Raw genomic sequence first — 16,042 nt, forward strand, 5'->3', positions numbered from 1 at the left:
ATGGAAAAGAGTTTATTGTTACAAGAACTTCCAGAAAGTTCTTGGCCACGTGAGCGTTTGTTGCGAGAGGGTGAAAAGCATTTATCTGATCAAGAATTATTGGCGATTATCTTGCGTAATGGATCGCGTCAGCAAAATGTAATGGAGCTGGCAGGAAGTATTTTATGTGAATATCCAGCACTTTATGATTTAAAACATGCGTCACTGCAAGAACTCCAACAATTTAAAGGGATTGGTGAAACACGTGCAGTTGAATTAAAAGCAGTGATGGAGTTTGGCTACCGTATTAATCGAGCTTTACAACCTAAAATGGGGCGAGTCCAATCTAGTCTATCTCTGGGACAACTTCTGATCTCTGAGCTGAAGGACTGTCAACAGGAACATTTAGTCGCTTTTTTCTTGAATACCAAAAATGAGATTATTTTACAGAAAACGATTTTTATTGGTTCCTTAAATCAAAGCATCGCTCATCCAAGAGAGATTTTTCGAGAGGCCGTTCGAATCAGTGCGGCACGAGTCGCTTTGGGACACAACCATCCATCTGGAAATCCATTAAACATAGTATCCTAAACTAGAGTACTCTAAGTACTCGAAGTTTAGGATTTTTTAATTACAGTGCTTTAACTATTAAATATATAAGGGTATTATTAATAGTAGTTAAAGTATTTAAAGGTGGTGGAAAGATGAAGGTTCAGAAAGTAATTGTGGAGGAAAAATCATATCCGTTATACATACTGCTAGATAAAGAATTTGAAGTGATAGAACCGGTTAAGCGATTTATAAAGTACTTGGATAATACGGGCAAAGCTCCAAATACCATTAAAACATATTGTTATCATCTCAAGCTGTTTTATGAATTTATGAGCCAAAGTAGAATCGAATTAGGAGATTTACAATTTGAGGATTTAGCAAACTTTGTAGGATGGTTAAGAAATCCAGCAGGGCATTTAAAGGTAATAGATATACAACCAAAGAAGGCTAAAAGAGAGGAAACATCAGTTAATTCCATACTTAACGCTGTAACTAGTTTCTTAGAGTATTTAAATCGCACAGAAAATTTTAAAGCTATAGATATGTCTAAAGAAGCAAGAGGAAGAAACTTTAAGGGGTTTCTTCACCATATTTCTAAAGGTAGATCCTATAAAAAAAATATTTTAAAGCTTAGGGTCAAAAAGAAACTTGTACAAGTATTAGAACATGGACAAGTCAAAGCAATAATTGAGGCATGTCATACCAAAAGAGATAAGTTACTTATTATGCTTATGTATGAAGGGGGACTTCGGATAGGAGAAGCATTATCCCTTCGTATTGAAGATATTTCAACATGGGATAACCAGATTAACATCAGGCCAAGAGATCATAATGAAAATGGAGCTTATATTAAACTTAAAAAAGAAAGAACTATTGATGTAAGTAAGGAATTAATGGCATTATATACCGATTACTTAGTACATGAATATGGGGAAGATTTAGATCATGATTATATATTTATTAATCTTAAAGATTCTTATTTTGGCCACCCTCTAAAATATCAAAGTGTATTAGACTTAATAAGAAGACTAGGAAAACGGACAGGGATTACTTTCACTGCCCATATATTACGTCATACGCATGCCACAGAGCTTATTAGAAGTGGATGGGATGCTGCATATGTACAAAAAAGATTAGGGCATGCCCATGTACAAACAACACTTGATACGTATGTTCATCTTTCTGATCAAGATATGAAGAATGAATATAAAAAGTATCTTCAAGGGAGAGAAACATGACAATGAAATTTCCAAGTGTAGCAACTAATCGAAAGCTTATCGCTAGTACAGAGATTAATAAAAAAATAGCTAATATGACAAGTGTTTTAAAAGGTTATTGGGCAGCAGATAGATGGGATATAAGAATTTGTCCGCATCCTAGTGCAATTGAGTTAAGTAAGAATCCGTCACTAAGAAATCGTTGGGTAAATTTCGATAAGGTGGAAAATGTCTGGTTGAAAACAGAATTAAAATATTTTTATTACCTTCACTTGAATAATGGAGCTTGGAATGCAAAATCCGTTTGGATTAGAAAGGGAACAGTGATAAGCCGGATGATGGGATTTTTAAATTTAAAATATCCTAATATTACATCGATAACCGAAGTGCCTATAAAAAAAGCTTTGACAGAATACCGGACCTACTTAACAGAACAAAAAGTAAAAACTACGACTACTAATTACAAACTTGATGTAAATCAGCAGAAAGTTACTGTACATGCGAATTCCTATTACGTTACTCATCTTAAGCAGTTTATGGAATTCTATGAGGACTTCTATTTTGATGGGGAAGAATGGGAAAAAGATGTTTGGAATCGAAGAAAATTATCATTACCGGAAGATAAGGTAAACCCAACATCCTACGAATATACGATCAACTTTAAGGGTTTTAAGAATAATTATTTTAAAGAAATAGTTAAGCGATATTGTAAACTAATGTTAAACACAGCTAGCTTTTCTCACGTAGTAGATATAGCTTCAAAATTAAAAGAATTTTTTAATTTCATGAACAAAAATTGTGAAGGTATACAAAGGATTCATCAATTAACTAGAAATGAAATTGAGCAATATTTTAATTATATTAATTTAAAAGGTTTAAAACCCAGTACTGTAACTGGACGAATATCTACTTTAGACGTTTTTTTTACTACAATTCAAAGATATGACTGGAAGGATACACCTTCTAAGATCCTTATCTTTCAAGAAGATTACCCTAAAGTGCCGAAGGCACTACCACGTTATATTGATGAACATATACTTGAACAATTAAATGGGAAATTAGATAAATTGGAACCTTATATTGCTACAATGGTTATGGTACTTCAAGAATGCGGGATGCGTATCAGTGAACTTTGTACATTGAAAAAAGGGAGCGTCATAACCGATAAAGAAGGGGATTGCTTTTTAAAGTATTATCAGTGGAAAATGAAGAAAGAGCATATCATTCCTATTTCTAAAGAAATTGCTGCATTGATATTAGTTCAAGAGCAAAGGGTGGCTGATGAACTCGATGATGGATGTGTATATGTGTTTCCCCGAAAAGATTGCTCACCATTGAAACAAGATACCTTTAGGGTTAAATTAAATGAACTAGCTTATGAAGAAAAGATAACGGACAGCAACGGAGAAATTTTTCGTTTTCATGCTCATGCCTTTCGGCATACAGTTGGCACTAGAATGATAAATAACGGAGTGCCACAACATATTGTCCAGAAGTTCTTGGGTCACGAATCACCGGAAATGACGGCAAGATATGCACATATTTTTGATGAAACCCTAAAGAAGGAATTTACGAAATTTAAGGAAACCTTAGTAACGAATAACGGTAGCATTCTGGATTTAAGTGAGGAAAATACTGAAGCTGACAATACAGATCTTCAATGGTTTAAAAAGAATATCAATGCACAGGCACTTCCTAATGGCTATTGTCGGTTACCAGTAATTGCAGGACCATGTCCTCACGCAAATGCATGTTTAGATTGTACGAATTTCTGTACAAGTAAACAATTTCTTACTGAACATGAAGAGCACTTAGAGCGAACTAAAGAAATACTAAATAGGGCTAAACAAAACCAATGGCAGCGTCAGGTTGAAACCAATGAACGTGTTAAAAATAGATTAGAACAGATTATTCATTCGTTAAAGGAGACGAATTAAAATGATTAGAAAAGGTAACACAACTGCCATAGTTCAGCTAGCTAAAGACAAGTCGGAGAAAACAAGAATTAGGGTTGAAAAGACAATTTCAGAGATGGCATTGAAAGAAGAGAAGATTAATTTTAATTCCGTTGCACAAAAAGCAAATGTTTCAAAGTCATGGCTTTACAAACAAAAAGATATTAGAACTAGAGTGGAGACATTAAGAGGGATGCAGATAAGTGAGTTAACCCCCCGTAAACCTAGTAAAAGCCCTCGTTCAGAGGACGTATTAATAAAAACCTTAAAAAGCCGTATAAAGGCGTTAGAAGAAGAGAATGAACGGTTAAAGGATCAAGTTCAAAAATTACATGGCAAGCTGTTTTAGCAGATTTGTGTTTCTTGGAATTTATTGGGCACTTTGAATTGGCTACCTAAAATGAAATCGCTAAAACCTTCAATAACTTCAATAGCCCATTTCCCTAAATGTGTTAAGGGGAAATGGGCTTTCTTCTAGTATTGTTGGCATGATCGCAGAAGTGTTTTATGCTCTTAAATAATACTTTTTAATATATTGCAAATACTCATTAGCACTTTTCTGTATCTCTTCGCCCTTCATATCCGAATTAGCACCGTAAAGTACAAACTCTGGTACATATTCAGCATGAATCTATGCACATAAAGATTTGAATGGTGTTAACATCTGGGTTAATGTATGCTTGTTTTTACCCATACTTGTAAATTCACCTTTTTTTACGCCAGCTGATATAGCTAATCCTAATTTTCGATTATAAAATATTCTTTTACCCTTTGATCCGTAAGCCCATCCATATATAATCACTTCATCGATCCATTTTTTTAATAATGAAGGAGAACTATACCAATATAATGGAAATTGAAAAATAATATTATCATGATTTTCAACTAATTCCTGCTCTCTTTTTACATTTATAATAAAATCAGGATACTCTCTATAAAGATCATGAATGGTAATTTCGTTTGAATAAGACGCTGCTTTTTCTACCCAAACTTTATTGATTCGAGAATTTGGCATATCTGGGTGAGAAACGATCACCAATGTTTTCATTGTTTCATCCTTAACATACTCAACTTTCGCACCAATAAAACAGTGTACGAAAGTTGAGTTACTTAAAAGTATTCTATTCTAAGAAATTCAAATTTGCGTGATTCCTAAGCTATTTATTTACAGCTTAAACTATAGAAGATGAACTAAACAATAACTAATCTTTACATAACTAAGTTATTACCCACGCTTTTTTAAACCTAATCCAGCTATTAAGGCAATGAGTATTGCCCCTGTAGCTGCAAGGAACGCATCTGAGTAGGACATAGCGTCCAATATATATAATGGATTTATCGGCTCAGTAGCATCACGTCGAGCGGATAATAATGCTCCAATCATACCTGCTCCAGTTCCTGCTCCAAGGTACAAAGCACCTTGGAAAATCCCCATTCCGACACCAACCTTGTCTGCATCGAGTGCACTTACTGCGGCGTTATTTGCGGGAGAATTCGTGAATGCAAAAGCAATCCCTACTCCGAGGACCCCCACGGAAACTAACAGAGGTGAAGCACCAGATGCATAGGTGGACAAGAATAAGGTAGACAGCCCCATCAGAGTCATCCCAGTAATTATCAGACGTTTATCCCCAAATCGATCAGAAAGACGGCCAACGAAGGGAGATAAGATTGCAACAGCCACACCACCTGGCAACAATATCATTCCAGCCTGTCCAGAAGAGAGTCCATTCACCTCAACGACTAGTAATGGGACGAACACAAGAACAGCGAAATAAGCAAACATCGAAAAAAATGCAATTATGACCGTATTGACATAATCCTTGTTATTGAACAGGACAGGTGGTACAAATGGATTTTCTGCGGTAACAATTCTCCAAATAAATCCCACCAAAGCTACAACAGAACCAATTAGGCTAGTTAACGATGAGAACGAAGAAAAACCAGAAGTTTCTCCTTGAGTGATGCCAAAAAGGAGTAATCCTACTGTGAGGCCGAGGAATAAACCACCAATGAAATCAAAGTTCTTATTGCTTCCTACGGATTCTGCCGGTTTAATTGTCGGTAACGCGTAGTAGGCACCAATAACAATCATAATGGCTAACAAAAATGTGAACCAAAACAAGGCATTCCACCCTAAATATTGACCAACTACTCCACCAAATATTGGACCAGCAGCAGTTCCAACACCAATACTTCCTGCGATAATTCCCAAAGCTCCCCCACGTTTTCCTTGTGGGAAAACCTTCGAAATTGCAATGACTGATAGAACTGGAATTGCGGACATCCCAGCACCCTGAACCATTCTTCCCAAAACCAACAATGGGAGGTTCGGGGCAATTGCACATAAAAGACTACCACTTGCCAGAATCATAATGGCAAAGATATATAGCTTTCGTAACTCAAAAAAGTCTGAGATTCGACCATAAATCGGAACTCCAATCGCAAGAACAAGTGCAATACCACTAACTATCCAACTCACTTGAGATTTCGAAGCTTCTAAATCTTTGCTTATTAGTGGAAGTACGGGATTGACTATATCACTCGTAATTGCACCTACAAGTACAGATAGGGAGAGTACCATCATTAAAAGCCTAGTAGAACCCCTTTTTTCAGATTGAATCATTTCTTTAGATTTACTATCCTTTTTCATTTTATTTCCTCCTAAAATATATTGTGATTTTAGGAGGCTAAATCCACTGCTTTCACCATAAACCTCACCTCATATCTATTTATATTGTAAAACCAAATCAACGAACTCACCATATTTCTACAGCATGATTAAAGATTCGGTTCTCCAAACTAACTGAACTGATCAAACAAAAAAAAGGCACCAGTTTAACAACCGGTGCCTAATCATTCGTATGCATTTTTACAAATGCAATAGATTCATAAATTTTTGCCCATTATATAAAAGGAGGCAAAAAGTTTTCCGGTAGTGTTTCCATTTTTTGTTTTTGTGAAAAAGGACATACTGATCCCGTTGTACCTAAATCCCCTGAAACTTTTACATGCTTTCTAAACTCGACATTAATGAAATCAATTCCCATTACTTTTTGCCTCCTTTCTCATATTGTGATAATAACACAATAATAATTGATGAAAAAGAAATAATCAACCCTACTTTTTTGAAAACCAATTTAAAGCTTTACTACTTTTACTTACATAATAAAGGCAGGTGCAGTATAAACTTTTTTAAATAGGTCTTCTTTAACGAGCAGGTAGCGTCAGTTAAAGTAGATAATTTAAGATCGAAATCATATTATAGATATTCCGAAATTGGGCGTGATTGTTGCAGGTCAAAAGCTTAATTCCTCGATAAAATAAAAAGGAATTAGTTTTTTTATTTGTGGTACATTCTTCTGACCGTAATCAATTGTCATCTAATAATTACATTGTATTTTTTCATTTGATTTAACACGTTAAATATATGTTCTTAAAGTAAAAACATTGATGTTAATGGATTTTTAGTAATTTACTCTTGATAAAATCCGTTACCAAGTAAAGCAGATACGATGATGACAGACAGGATGAACAAATTATGTGAATTGATGGGGATTCCTTTAATTGATCACGTGATTGTGGGAGGAGATAATCGAGAGTTTTTTAGCTTCAAGGAAAAAGGGTTGATATCTAATCCAAGAATTACTTTGACGAACGACTATAAAACTCTAGACTTTCCATCCCCAATGATAGCTGAGCGAGGGAAGGTAAGGTGAATGTGAGTGGAGAGGCCAAAATAAGTGGCGCCGTGCTGAGTGGATATAATGCTTCACATTCTATTTAAAGTTTTCAACAGAAGTGCTGACGCTACCGACTGGTGCGCTAGCACTTTTTAATCTCGATATATCCCTTTTCAAAATATGTTATACTATATTATAAAATACTTTTGAAAGGTACAGACAAGGGTTGTCAAAACTATGAAGAAAGAAAGAATAAAAGAAATCTGCCATCTCGCACAGGTATTTCACTCAACCTATAAAATTTCAGTTCTAATAAAAGATGACAAGAATATAAACATAGCTCTTGGTAATATTGAAGTTGACAAGAATTTGTTTCCTATTGATTATGATATGAGCCAATATTGGATTGAAGATTTACCAGGATTCAGAATCGGAGTTCATCCTCTTGGTGCTGTCCGATGCACATTTGAATCTGATGATAAAGCAATGTACGTTCAGATTGGTCCAGTGATGGTAGAGAACATTAACCCATTGATGATTTATCAGGGAAGCAATGACAATGAATGGACTGTGCTCGATATCAGAAAGTTTAGTGAAATATGTGTGATGATGTATTACTTTGCATTAGATAAGAATTTATCTTTTTCTATTGAGAGTTTAGTGAATAAACTGGTACAATTTTTTTCGACTGATATCATGGGACTACAAACGTCTGAGCTTTCAAAGCGGACGATTGAACAAAGTTATCAGGACTTACGAACAAGACTTGAGCTTGTCCAAAATGGTGATATAACTACACTTAAACAGCTGAACCGGGATCAAGATTACCTTAATGCACTTTTTGAATTTTGTAATAATGAACAATCAACAAAATCCATGCTGACATTCTGTCTGTATCTATCGATGTACTATGCTATTGCTGGCGGTCTTCCTATTGAAATGTCAGGTGCAATCAGTAGCTATTACGGAAATCGCTTTAGTTCTCTGAGAAAAAGAGAAGAGTCCGTTGCTATGTATAACAGTATTTTGGAGCATTTCGCTTTAAGTACTGCAGATTATAGAGTATCTGGTGTCTCTTCAGACATAGCAAAAGCAGTCAGGATGATTAAAAGAAATATCAACCGTCAGCTCACCATTCAGTCAATATGCACAGAAATTGGTCTAAGTCAGTATCACTTCATGCGTAAATTCAAGATAGATATAGGTATGACTGTTGGTGCATACATTAAGAAGGAGAAAATAGCATATGCCAAATTTCTATTGGTATATACGAATCAGTCAATATCAGAAATTAGTGAATATCTTATATTTAACTCACAAAGTTACTTCACATCCGTGTTTAAAAAAGAAACAGGAAAAACGCCTTTTGAATATAGAAAGAGTGATTTGTAAAGCTGATGGCTAATGCAAAGAATCAATTGCGGCAATCCTTTTGTATCTTTTTCCAGTGTGGCTGCGGTTTCTGTTGACGGGAACAGCAGGGCATATGCGGAATCTGGTGTCGGATGAGATAACGGATCAGTTACTTTGTTTTTATCAGAAAAGGTGTAAGCTAAAACTTAGGTTAGCCATTGCGCTAGCGATTTGGTACAATAAGGGGGAAGTTGAATTATATTTGAAACGATAGGAGGGAGAAGCAAATGAAATCTACAACTAAAGTAACATTTAAAGAACTTCATGTATAGGTGGCTGTGACAAGCTTTACATGGAGTGGAATAATTATTGTCCGAAGCCACCTTTGCAATTGCTAGTACTAACGCAAAGGAGGATATGAAAATGCAATACAAAATAATTAATGGTGCCGTTTACTATGATGGTAATATGGTGTTGGAAAACATCGGTATTGAAATCAATGATAATGAAAAGATTGCTATTGTTGGTAGAAATGGATGTGGAAAAACAACCTTGCTAAAAGCTATTATAGGCGAAATTGAATTAGAAGAAGGAACTGGTGAAAGTGAGTTTCAAGTAATAAAGACCGGTAACCCTTATATTAGCTATTTAAGACAGATGCCTTTTGAAGATGAAAGTATATCAATGGTGGATGAAGTCCGTACGGTATTTAAGACGCTTATTGATATGGAAAACAAGATGAAACAGCTGATAGATAAAATGGAGAATCAATATGATGATAAAATCATCAATGAATACTCTGATATCAGTGAAAGGTATATGGCTCTTGGAGGTCTAACCTACCAAAAAGAATATGAAACGATGATTCGTAGTATGGGTTTTACTGAAGCAGATGATAAAAAACCCATTTCTGAATTTTCAGGTGGTCAGCGAACTAAGATAGCTTTTATAAAAATACTTTTAACAAAGCCAGACATTCTATTACTTGATGAACCTACTAACCACCTTGATATAGAAACAATACAATGGTTGGAGAGTTATTTGAGAAGTTATAAATCTACATTGGTTATTATTTCCCATGATAGAATGTTTCTTAATCGAATTGTGGATAAGGTTTATGAAATCGAATGGGGAGAGACCAAATGTTATAAAGGTAATTATTCAGCCTTTGAGGAGCAAAAACGAGAAAATCATATCAAACAGCAAAAAGATTACGATTTGCAACAGATAGAAATTGAAAGGATTACACGCTTGATTGAACGTTTTCGTTATAAACCTACGAAAGCTAAAATGGTGCAATCTAAAATTAAATTATTACAGCGTATGCAAATATTAAATGCACCAGACCAATACGATACAAAAACTTATATGTCTAAATTTCAACCGAGAATCAGTAGTTCAAGGCAAGTATTAAGTGCTTCAGAACTTGTGATAGGCTATGATACTCCTCTTGCAAAGGTTAATTTCAACCTTGAAAGGGGACAGAAGCTTGGAATTGTTGGGAGTAATGGTATTGGTAAATCCACGTTGCTTAAAACACTTATGGATGGTGTGGCAGCATTGTCTGGAGATTTTAAATTCGGATACAATGTTGAAATTAGCTATTTTGACCAACAGCTTGCTCAAATCAGTGGAGATGATACACTATTCGAAATTTTTCAAAGCGAATACCCTGAGCTAAATGACACAGAGGTCAGAACTGCTCTTGGCTCATTTCAGTTTAGTGGAGATGATGTTTTTAGACCGGTGTCCTCTTTGTCAGGTGGAGAAAAGGTTAGATTGACATTATGTAAATTATTATATAAACGTACTAATGTTTTAATCTTAGATGAACCGACAAACCACATGGATATTATTGGAAAAGAGAATTTAGAGAATATCTTATGCAGTTATCAAGGTACAATTATTTTTGTGTCACATGATAGATATTTTACTAATAAGATTGCTGACAGATTACTTGTTTTTGATAAGGATGGTGTAGAGTTTGTACAATCTACTTATGGTGAGTACGAGAAAAAAAGGATGAATTCTGAAAAGCCATTTAATAACATTAAAGTTGAGCAGAAAGTAGAGAAAAATAACACAGTAAAAGGCGATCGTAACTCCATTGAGAAGGAGAAGGTTAAGAAGGAGAAACGAATTGAAAAACTTGAAGTGTTAATAAATCAATATGATGAAGAATTAGAAAGATTGAATAAAATTATTTCTGAACCAAACAATTCTTCTGATTATATAGTACTGACGGAAATACAAAAATCAATTGATGATGTTAAAAGGTGTCAGGGTAATTATTTTAATGAATGGGAACAGTTGATGAGAGAATTGGAAGTTATGTAATTTTTGAGTTATGCAATAAGGATGTAAAAGTGTTAATGATACATTCTGGTTGTTGAAAATGTAAAAAAATTAATGAATTTTTATTAGATATAATCGCTATGTGAAGACCTTTTGAGTTTGCCGCATAGCGGTTTTTATTATCTATACTTTGGAATTGTCAAGAAAAGTGTAGTCGTATAAACTCACTAAATTTCCTTTGATTGTTATGCTGCCAGAAGTTGTTCTTCCAGCTGAACAAAATTATTACGATTTATATGAAAAGTTGTTGCCTGGATGCCAATTCCATAAAATGGGTTGGGCAATGGGGGTTGTCTGGACAAAATAACTTAAAGCTGTGGCTTTGAAAAGTTGAATTTGTGATTGTTTTCAGAGCTATCGGGTGCTTTAGTATAAATAACAATGAATAAAAAATCAGCCTGTATCTTATGTTACTATTAAGTAATTTAAGATACAGGTTTTACTATTTTTGAAATAAGTACCTTCCACTTCAAATACATGTATTCAAAGTGAAAGTATTGATTTAAATGATTCTTTTGTAATTTACTCTTGATAAGATATAACACCTTCGCAGAATGATTTGGATTTTACGGAACGTGTTAGAGAGTGTGGTGCAATGATGGGAATTGAGCTACTTGACCATATTATTGTTGGAGAAACCAAATATTTCAGTTTACGTGAAGAAAATTACTTAAAGTAGCGATTGAAAACCCTTGCGCCTAAGCTAAAACCAGTGGTAAACTATTATTGTAATTTTGTTTGAGTTGCGAGTTGGTATACAGATGTTTCCCTTTTCGTAGGCCAGCAATGTTACAATCAATAAGTGCTTAGGCACGAGGAGGATTTTATTCATGGAAAACGGAACAGTAAAATGGTTTAACGCAGAAAAAGGTTTTGGCTTCATCACTCGTGAAGATGGCAGCGATGTATTCGTACATTTCTCAGCTATCCAAGGCGACGGTTTCAAAACATTAGAAGAAGGACAAGCAGTAACTTTCGATGTTGAAGAAAGCGATCGCGGACCTCAAGCAGCAAACGTAGTTAAACAATAAAATTATAAGCCTTAGAGACGATTCTCTAAGGCTTTTTTTAACATTAAACAAAGTATAAATTTCTAATTATCTTTTTATATTTTCTTAAATGCTCGTAAAGCCTTATTCTATGTGCTTTCGAGTATTTTTACTGTAGGAAGATACTTCACGTTTCTTTGCATATTTCCTCATGTCTTAGCTGTCAGAAGTGGTAAATAAGTAGTAAATTCATTTGTACTACTAAGCAACAAGACGCTCCTGTTGCTTCTCTTTATTCAAGCGTTTCATTTCTGCCATTGCAGAATCGAATGTTGCATGTGCGTAATAGTTCAGCGTCATGGCTATATTAGCATGTCCCATAATGTACTGTAATGCCTTTGGATTCATTCCTGCATTTGCATAGTTGGTACAGAATGTATGTCGCAAACTATGTGGAGTGATGTGTGGCAATTTATCCTCGTTATACTTATTGTATTTCTTAACAAGACCTTTCATCATGCCGTTGTAATCACTTGCCACTTTTGGATAGTTCTTTCTATTAAGAAAGAGGAAATCACTATATCCATCAATCTCAACACGCTTATCATTCTTTCGATTCGCTAACACTCGCTTAAATGCTTGATAGGCTTCTTCAACCATAGGAACTTGACGTTCGCCACTTTTGGTCTTTGGTGTTTCAATGTAGTACCCAATTTCAGTATCTCTCAATAGCTGATGGTCTATATTGACAAGACGATTCTCAAAATCTAAATCTGGAAGTGTCAAACCACCAAACTCTGAAATACGAAGACCTGTTTTTAAGAGTATCAGAATTTCATCATAATTTTTGCTGTAGGTTTTATCAGCTTTTGCAAAGGCTAACAGTTTTTCTTCCTGTTCTTCTGTTAGTACGGTCTTAGGGACAGTATCATCATCAAGAACTGCTTTCAGTTGAAAGTCAAATGGATTCTTCCGAACACAATCATCTTGTATAGCAATATAGAATGAAGCCTTTAAAGAACGTTTGTAGTTATTGATGGTTTGATAAGCATAACCATTTTCACTCATTCTAATAGCCCATTCTTTAGCGTCTGATGGCTTAATACTGTCAATACTTCTTACACCTAACTTGTCTTTCTTCAAAATATCCATAAGATATTTGCGTCCAGTTTCAGTGTTTTTTCTAACCTTTGGTCTTTGAGCGTTCTGTTTTGCGTAAAGCTGGCAGAGTGTCATTTTCTTTCCTACAACATCAATACCATCATGAATGTCTTTCTGTAACTCTGCGATTTTCTCTCTAAGTGAGATACAATCACGCTTTCCTGCTGGTACTCGGTCTGTAGCCACAAGTTTCCACGAGTAAACAAATTGCGGTTCTCCAAATGAATCTATATATTTGTATAAGTATCTTCCGTCTTTTCGTTGGCTCTCTCCAGTCTTTAAGATTCGACCTTTATTGTCACGTCTTTTTTCTGACATGGCATTTGCTCCTTTCCTTTATGGAAAGAGCCTTGATACGACTTAATACTATTTTATCATATACAAGACCCTTTGGCGACGCTAGATTGCGTCCAATGTATCTATAATTTTTTCAAATTGTTTTCGTTTAATCTGAATACGATTGCCATTCATAATCAGCCAATTTGCATTTTTATTTTCCTCTGCCAAGCGTCGTAGCTTGTTTTCGCCAATACGAAAATATTTTGACGCTTCTTCAATGGTTAGGGTATAACGTTCCCAAATAGGAATGTCAGTCTGCTTCATAAAATCCTCCTTTCCAAATCACTTATTTGGATTTCATAAAAGTTGTTTTACCAGCAATCGAACAGCTTTAGCAAAGCTCACGGGAGTTCCACCCCTGCATGGTTCTCATGTAGCCATACTCATTGCCTGCGACGGTTTTATCACGCTCGGACTATTGACTGTATGGGAGTATCATTATCACGATAAGAATGTCGTTGCAGGCAATCCTGCTAAAGATTGCTTCTCGGATCACTAACATGAATCGCTCGCTATCTTTATAAGATAGGTCATGGCGGTTAGTTCCGTTGGCTCTTTTCTTATCGAAACGTATTCGATTACTTTTATTCAGTTTTCAAAGAACAATGGCTCGTTAGCCTATCAAAACACATTGAAAGCTCAATATGCTTTGGTGGAATAACAAACCTCCCTGTTCGGGAAGCGTGGAATGGTTTAGCACGCTTCCACGAAAGGAGAGAGGATATTACTTAATTTCAAATGACAAAATCTTTGTAATCAGTCTGGTTTCCATTCTTCCACGTAAGACTTCATCAACGACCATACTTTGATTGCCATATTCATCTTTCATAAGTCGTAGGGAACGCTTCGTTATGTACCCTCTGTAATGATGTAGAATCTGGTTAATCGCTTCGGTATCGCCATCTGTTGCCTTTACAATGAGAGGAAAGGGAATCATAGGATATTGTGTTTTCATTCTTCAAATTCCTCCATAAACTTTTTAATTAAGGCTAGTCCACTGGTTCTATGCCGATAGACAGTAGAACGGTTCAATTTCAACAGGTCTGCAATTTCTGAATCGCTCATGTCCATAAAGTAAAACAGCAGTAGAATTTCACGTTTCTTGTCTGGCAACTCACGTAATGCTTCACTCAACAAATCATTTTCAACGCCTACTGATAACCCATTGAGTGTAAAAATCTGAAAGTCAGTTGAATAGTTATCTGTTGTCGCAAACTGGCTAACAAGATAATCGCCAACATCCGAAAAGGACACCTCACGCTTTGCAATCCTTGAAAGATAAAGCATATAATTCTTTCGCTCGTCTTCCATAGCACGTTTACAGATATAGTCAAACTGATTTTCTATTGTGGTCTGAAAAGAAGATGGTTTCATGTTTCTCACCCCCTTTCTGTCTAGGAAAGGAAGTGAGCCTTGCTCGTTTATCTCCTTTCACTCTTAGTCCCAATGTGAAAGGGGGATTTGTTGCATTACTGATAAATAAACTTTGTAAAAAAGTTCTGAATAGCCAAAAAAGCATATAAACAGATTTATTTCTCTGTTTACATGCTTCTGTTATTCTATCTATATGATTTATAAAACCACATTGGTGGACGTACTTATCTATTGCAGATAGACGACTTTTTTTGACAAGAACCCAATGTAAGGAAATTTATTGTATATGATGTACTTCATGGCGACGTTGACCTCCAACAAACCGCCATTTGGAAGTAATATACAATATTTTAACAGCGTAAATAGCACTACCATATAACGGTTTTTTTTATTGGCGTTTAGTAGTGCTTTTTATTAAATATAAACCTATAAACCATATAACACGTTTTTCTATACCTGTTTTTAATTCAGTAGGAACAATAAAATGTATAGAGGTGGTCTAATATGCGTAAAAAAGAAGATAAATATGATTTTAGAGCCTTTGGTTTAGCCATTAAAGAAGCTCGATTGAAACGAGGTTTAACTCGTGAACAAGTGGGAGCATTGATTGAAATTGACCCACGGTACTTAACTAATATTGAAAATAAAGGGCAACACCCCAGCATACAAGTTCTTTATGACCTTGTATCGTTACTTCATGTTTCCGTTGATGAATTTTTCTTACCTGCTAATAACTTGGTAAAAAGCACCCGACGATTACAGATAGAGAAATACATGGATAGCTTTACAGACAAAGAACTATCCTTAATGGAATCTTTAGCCAGCGGTATCAACGAAGCAAGAAACATCGAAGACTAATTAAAAGAATCCATACATAACGGAAAGAGCCGATAAAATGAGATTGTATTAATCTCATTTTATCGGCTCTGCGTCTTTGCGTCTGGCTCTGTAATCACAGTTACTTTGAACTGCTTTATTTCAATTAAATTTTCTTGTCTGCATTTCGGACAATAGAGGGGGAATTTTTTTAATTCAGTATCTTCCCTTATCTTTAATCGTGTTTTATTTCCACATACAGGACACAA

Annotated in this window: 15 protein-coding genes and 4 pseudogenes; 11 read left to right on the forward strand and 8 right to left on the reverse strand. The window is 35.2% G+C overall.

Annotated elements, in window-relative coordinates:
* The 4 genes and pseudogenes from radC to J9537_RS03315 all read left to right on the forward strand — a co-directional run.
* Positions 1–552: pseudogene (gene radC / locus J9537_RS03300) on the forward strand (RadC family protein); the annotation flags it as partial.
* A gap of 131 nt (positions 553–683) precedes the next feature.
* The gene (locus J9537_RS03305; protein WP_000867971.1) at positions 684–1,769 is read left to right on the forward strand and encodes a tyrosine-type recombinase/integrase; all 1,086 of its coding nucleotides are present in this window, start codon (positions 684–686) and stop codon (positions 1,767–1,769) included.
* The gene (locus J9537_RS03310; RefSeq protein WP_000178032.1) at positions 1,766–3,685 is read left to right on the forward strand and encodes a tyrosine-type recombinase/integrase; all 1,920 of its coding nucleotides are present in this window, start codon (positions 1,766–1,768) and stop codon (positions 3,683–3,685) included. The genes J9537_RS03305 and J9537_RS03310 overlap by 4 nt, the downstream gene beginning before the upstream one ends.
* A 1-nt stretch (position 3,686) precedes the next feature.
* The gene (locus J9537_RS03315) at positions 3,687–4,052 is read left to right on the forward strand and encodes a DUF6262 family protein (protein ID WP_000619629.1); all 366 of its coding nucleotides are present in this window, start codon (positions 3,687–3,689) and stop codon (positions 4,050–4,052) included.
* 282 nt (positions 4,053–4,334) lie between these two features.
* Here the strand turns inward: J9537_RS03315 and J9537_RS03320 are convergent, their stop codons facing one another.
* The 3 genes from J9537_RS03320 to J9537_RS03330 form a co-directional block, all read right to left on the reverse strand.
* Positions 4,335–4,751, reverse strand: coding sequence for an NAD(P)H-dependent oxidoreductase (locus J9537_RS03320; RefSeq protein ID WP_000855243.1), 417 nt, complete (start codon positions 4,749–4,751; stop codon positions 4,335–4,337).
* A 177-nt stretch (positions 4,752–4,928) separates the two neighbouring features.
* On the reverse strand, positions 4,929–6,356 hold the full coding sequence (gene fexA / locus J9537_RS03325; protein ID WP_078122474.1) for a chloramphenicol/florfenicol efflux MFS transporter FexA: 1,428 nt from the start codon (positions 6,354–6,356) through the stop codon (positions 4,929–4,931).
* A gap of 253 nt (positions 6,357–6,609) precedes the next feature.
* On the reverse strand, positions 6,610–6,753 hold the full coding sequence (locus J9537_RS03330; protein ID WP_002360221.1) for a hypothetical protein: 144 nt from the start codon (positions 6,751–6,753) through the stop codon (positions 6,610–6,612).
* 450 nt (positions 6,754–7,203) lie between these two features.
* Here J9537_RS03330 and J9537_RS03335 point away from each other — a divergent pair.
* The 6 genes and pseudogenes from J9537_RS03335 to J9537_RS03360 form a co-directional block, all read left to right on the forward strand.
* Positions 7,204–7,422 (forward strand): annotated as a pseudogene (locus tag J9537_RS03335) (JAB domain-containing protein); the annotation flags it as partial.
* Positions 7,423–7,623: 201 nt separating this feature from the next.
* Positions 7,624–8,778: a helix-turn-helix domain-containing protein gene (locus tag J9537_RS03340; protein ID WP_002360186.1), complete on the forward strand. Its 1,155-nt coding sequence runs from the start codon at positions 7,624–7,626 to the stop codon at positions 8,776–8,778.
* A gap of 384 nt (positions 8,779–9,162) precedes the next feature.
* Positions 9,163–11,076 carry an ABC-F type ribosomal protection protein OptrA gene (optrA, locus tag J9537_RS03345; protein WP_029743126.1) on the forward strand — a complete coding sequence of 638 codons (1,914 nt, stop codon included), beginning with the start codon at positions 9,163–9,165 and terminating at the stop codon, positions 11,074–11,076.
* A 229-nt stretch (positions 11,077–11,305) separates the two neighbouring features.
* A pseudogene (locus tag J9537_RS20860) lies at positions 11,306–11,401 on the forward strand (class I SAM-dependent methyltransferase); the annotation flags it as partial.
* A gap of 234 nt (positions 11,402–11,635) precedes the next feature.
* Positions 11,636–11,773 (forward strand): annotated as a pseudogene (locus J9537_RS03355) (JAB domain-containing protein); the annotation flags it as partial.
* A 151-nt stretch (positions 11,774–11,924) separates the two neighbouring features.
* Positions 11,925–12,125 carry a cold-shock protein gene (locus tag J9537_RS03360; protein WP_010746768.1) on the forward strand — a complete coding sequence of 67 codons (201 nt, stop codon included), beginning with the start codon at positions 11,925–11,927 and terminating at the stop codon, positions 12,123–12,125.
* A gap of 219 nt (positions 12,126–12,344) precedes the next feature.
* Here J9537_RS03360 and J9537_RS03365 read toward each other — a convergent pair whose 3' ends face one another.
* The 4 genes from J9537_RS03365 to J9537_RS03380 form a co-directional block, all read right to left on the reverse strand.
* The gene (locus J9537_RS03365; protein ID WP_001291561.1) at positions 12,345–13,562 is read right to left on the reverse strand and encodes a tyrosine-type recombinase/integrase; all 1,218 of its coding nucleotides are present in this window, start codon (positions 13,560–13,562) and stop codon (positions 12,345–12,347) included.
* Positions 13,563–13,643: 81 nt separating this feature from the next.
* Entirely contained in the window at positions 13,644–13,847 is a 204-nt protein-coding gene (locus J9537_RS03370) for an excisionase (protein WP_000814511.1), read from the reverse strand.
* 460 nt (positions 13,848–14,307) lie between these two features.
* Positions 14,308–14,538: a helix-turn-helix domain-containing protein gene (locus J9537_RS03375; RefSeq protein WP_000857133.1), complete on the reverse strand. Its 231-nt coding sequence runs from the start codon at positions 14,536–14,538 to the stop codon at positions 14,308–14,310.
* Positions 14,535–14,957, reverse strand: a complete 423-nt coding sequence (locus J9537_RS03380) for a sigma-70 family RNA polymerase sigma factor (protein WP_000804885.1) — start codon at positions 14,955–14,957, stop codon at positions 14,535–14,537. The genes J9537_RS03375 and J9537_RS03380 overlap by 4 nt, the downstream gene beginning before the upstream one ends.
* 504 nt (positions 14,958–15,461) lie before the next feature.
* Here J9537_RS03380 and J9537_RS03385 point away from each other — a divergent pair.
* Entirely contained in the window at positions 15,462–15,815 is a 354-nt protein-coding gene (locus J9537_RS03385; RefSeq protein WP_001227347.1) for a helix-turn-helix transcriptional regulator, read from the forward strand.
* Positions 15,816–15,874: 59 nt separating this feature from the next.
* On the opposite strand, the gene J9537_RS03390 is transcribed toward J9537_RS03385, so the two are convergent.
* Positions 15,875–16,042 carry a cysteine-rich KTR domain-containing protein gene (locus J9537_RS03390; protein WP_000336323.1) on the reverse strand — a complete coding sequence of 56 codons (168 nt, stop codon included), beginning with the start codon at positions 16,040–16,042 and terminating at the stop codon, positions 15,875–15,877.

The organism is Enterococcus raffinosus, from assembly GCF_019175485.1.
In the GTDB taxonomy this organism is placed as follows: domain Bacteria; phylum Bacillota; class Bacilli; order Lactobacillales; family Enterococcaceae; genus Enterococcus_A; species Enterococcus_A raffinosus.

Excerpts from the sequence above, each read along its gene's own strand:
- J9537_RS03305 (WP_000867971.1), top strand. The coding sequence starts at position 684 with ATGAAGGTTCAGAAAGTAATTGTGGAGGAAAAATCATATCCGTTATAC.
- J9537_RS03310 (WP_000178032.1), top strand. The coding sequence starts at position 1,766 with ATGACAATGAAATTTCCAAGTGTAGCAACTAATCGAAAGCTTATCGCT.
- J9537_RS03315 (WP_000619629.1), top strand. The coding sequence starts at position 3,687 with ATGATTAGAAAAGGTAACACAACTGCCATAGTTCAGCTAGCTAAAGAC.
- J9537_RS03320 (WP_000855243.1), bottom strand. The coding sequence starts at position 4,751 with ATGAAAACATTGGTGATCGTTTCTCACCCAGATATGCCAAATTCTCGA.
- fexA (WP_078122474.1), bottom strand. The coding sequence starts at position 6,356 with ATGAAAAAGGATAGTAAATCTAAAGAAATGATTCAATCTGAAAAAAGG.
- J9537_RS03330 (WP_002360221.1), bottom strand. The coding sequence starts at position 6,753 with ATGGGAATTGATTTCATTAATGTCGAGTTTAGAAAGCATGTAAAAGTT.
- J9537_RS03340 (WP_002360186.1), top strand. The coding sequence starts at position 7,624 with ATGAAGAAAGAAAGAATAAAAGAAATCTGCCATCTCGCACAGGTATTT.
- optrA (WP_029743126.1), top strand. The coding sequence starts at position 9,163 with ATGCAATACAAAATAATTAATGGTGCCGTTTACTATGATGGTAATATG.
- J9537_RS03360 (WP_010746768.1), top strand. The coding sequence starts at position 11,925 with ATGGAAAACGGAACAGTAAAATGGTTTAACGCAGAAAAAGGTTTTGGC.
- J9537_RS03365 (WP_001291561.1), bottom strand. The coding sequence starts at position 13,562 with ATGTCAGAAAAAAGACGTGACAATAAAGGTCGAATCTTAAAGACTGGA.
- J9537_RS03370 (WP_000814511.1), bottom strand. The coding sequence starts at position 13,847 with ATGAAGCAGACTGACATTCCTATTTGGGAACGTTATACCCTAACCATT.
- J9537_RS03375 (WP_000857133.1), bottom strand. The coding sequence starts at position 14,538 with ATGAAAACACAATATCCTATGATTCCCTTTCCTCTCATTGTAAAGGCA.
- J9537_RS03380 (WP_000804885.1), bottom strand. The coding sequence starts at position 14,957 with ATGAAACCATCTTCTTTTCAGACCACAATAGAAAATCAGTTTGACTAT.
- J9537_RS03385 (WP_001227347.1), top strand. The coding sequence starts at position 15,462 with ATGCGTAAAAAAGAAGATAAATATGATTTTAGAGCCTTTGGTTTAGCC.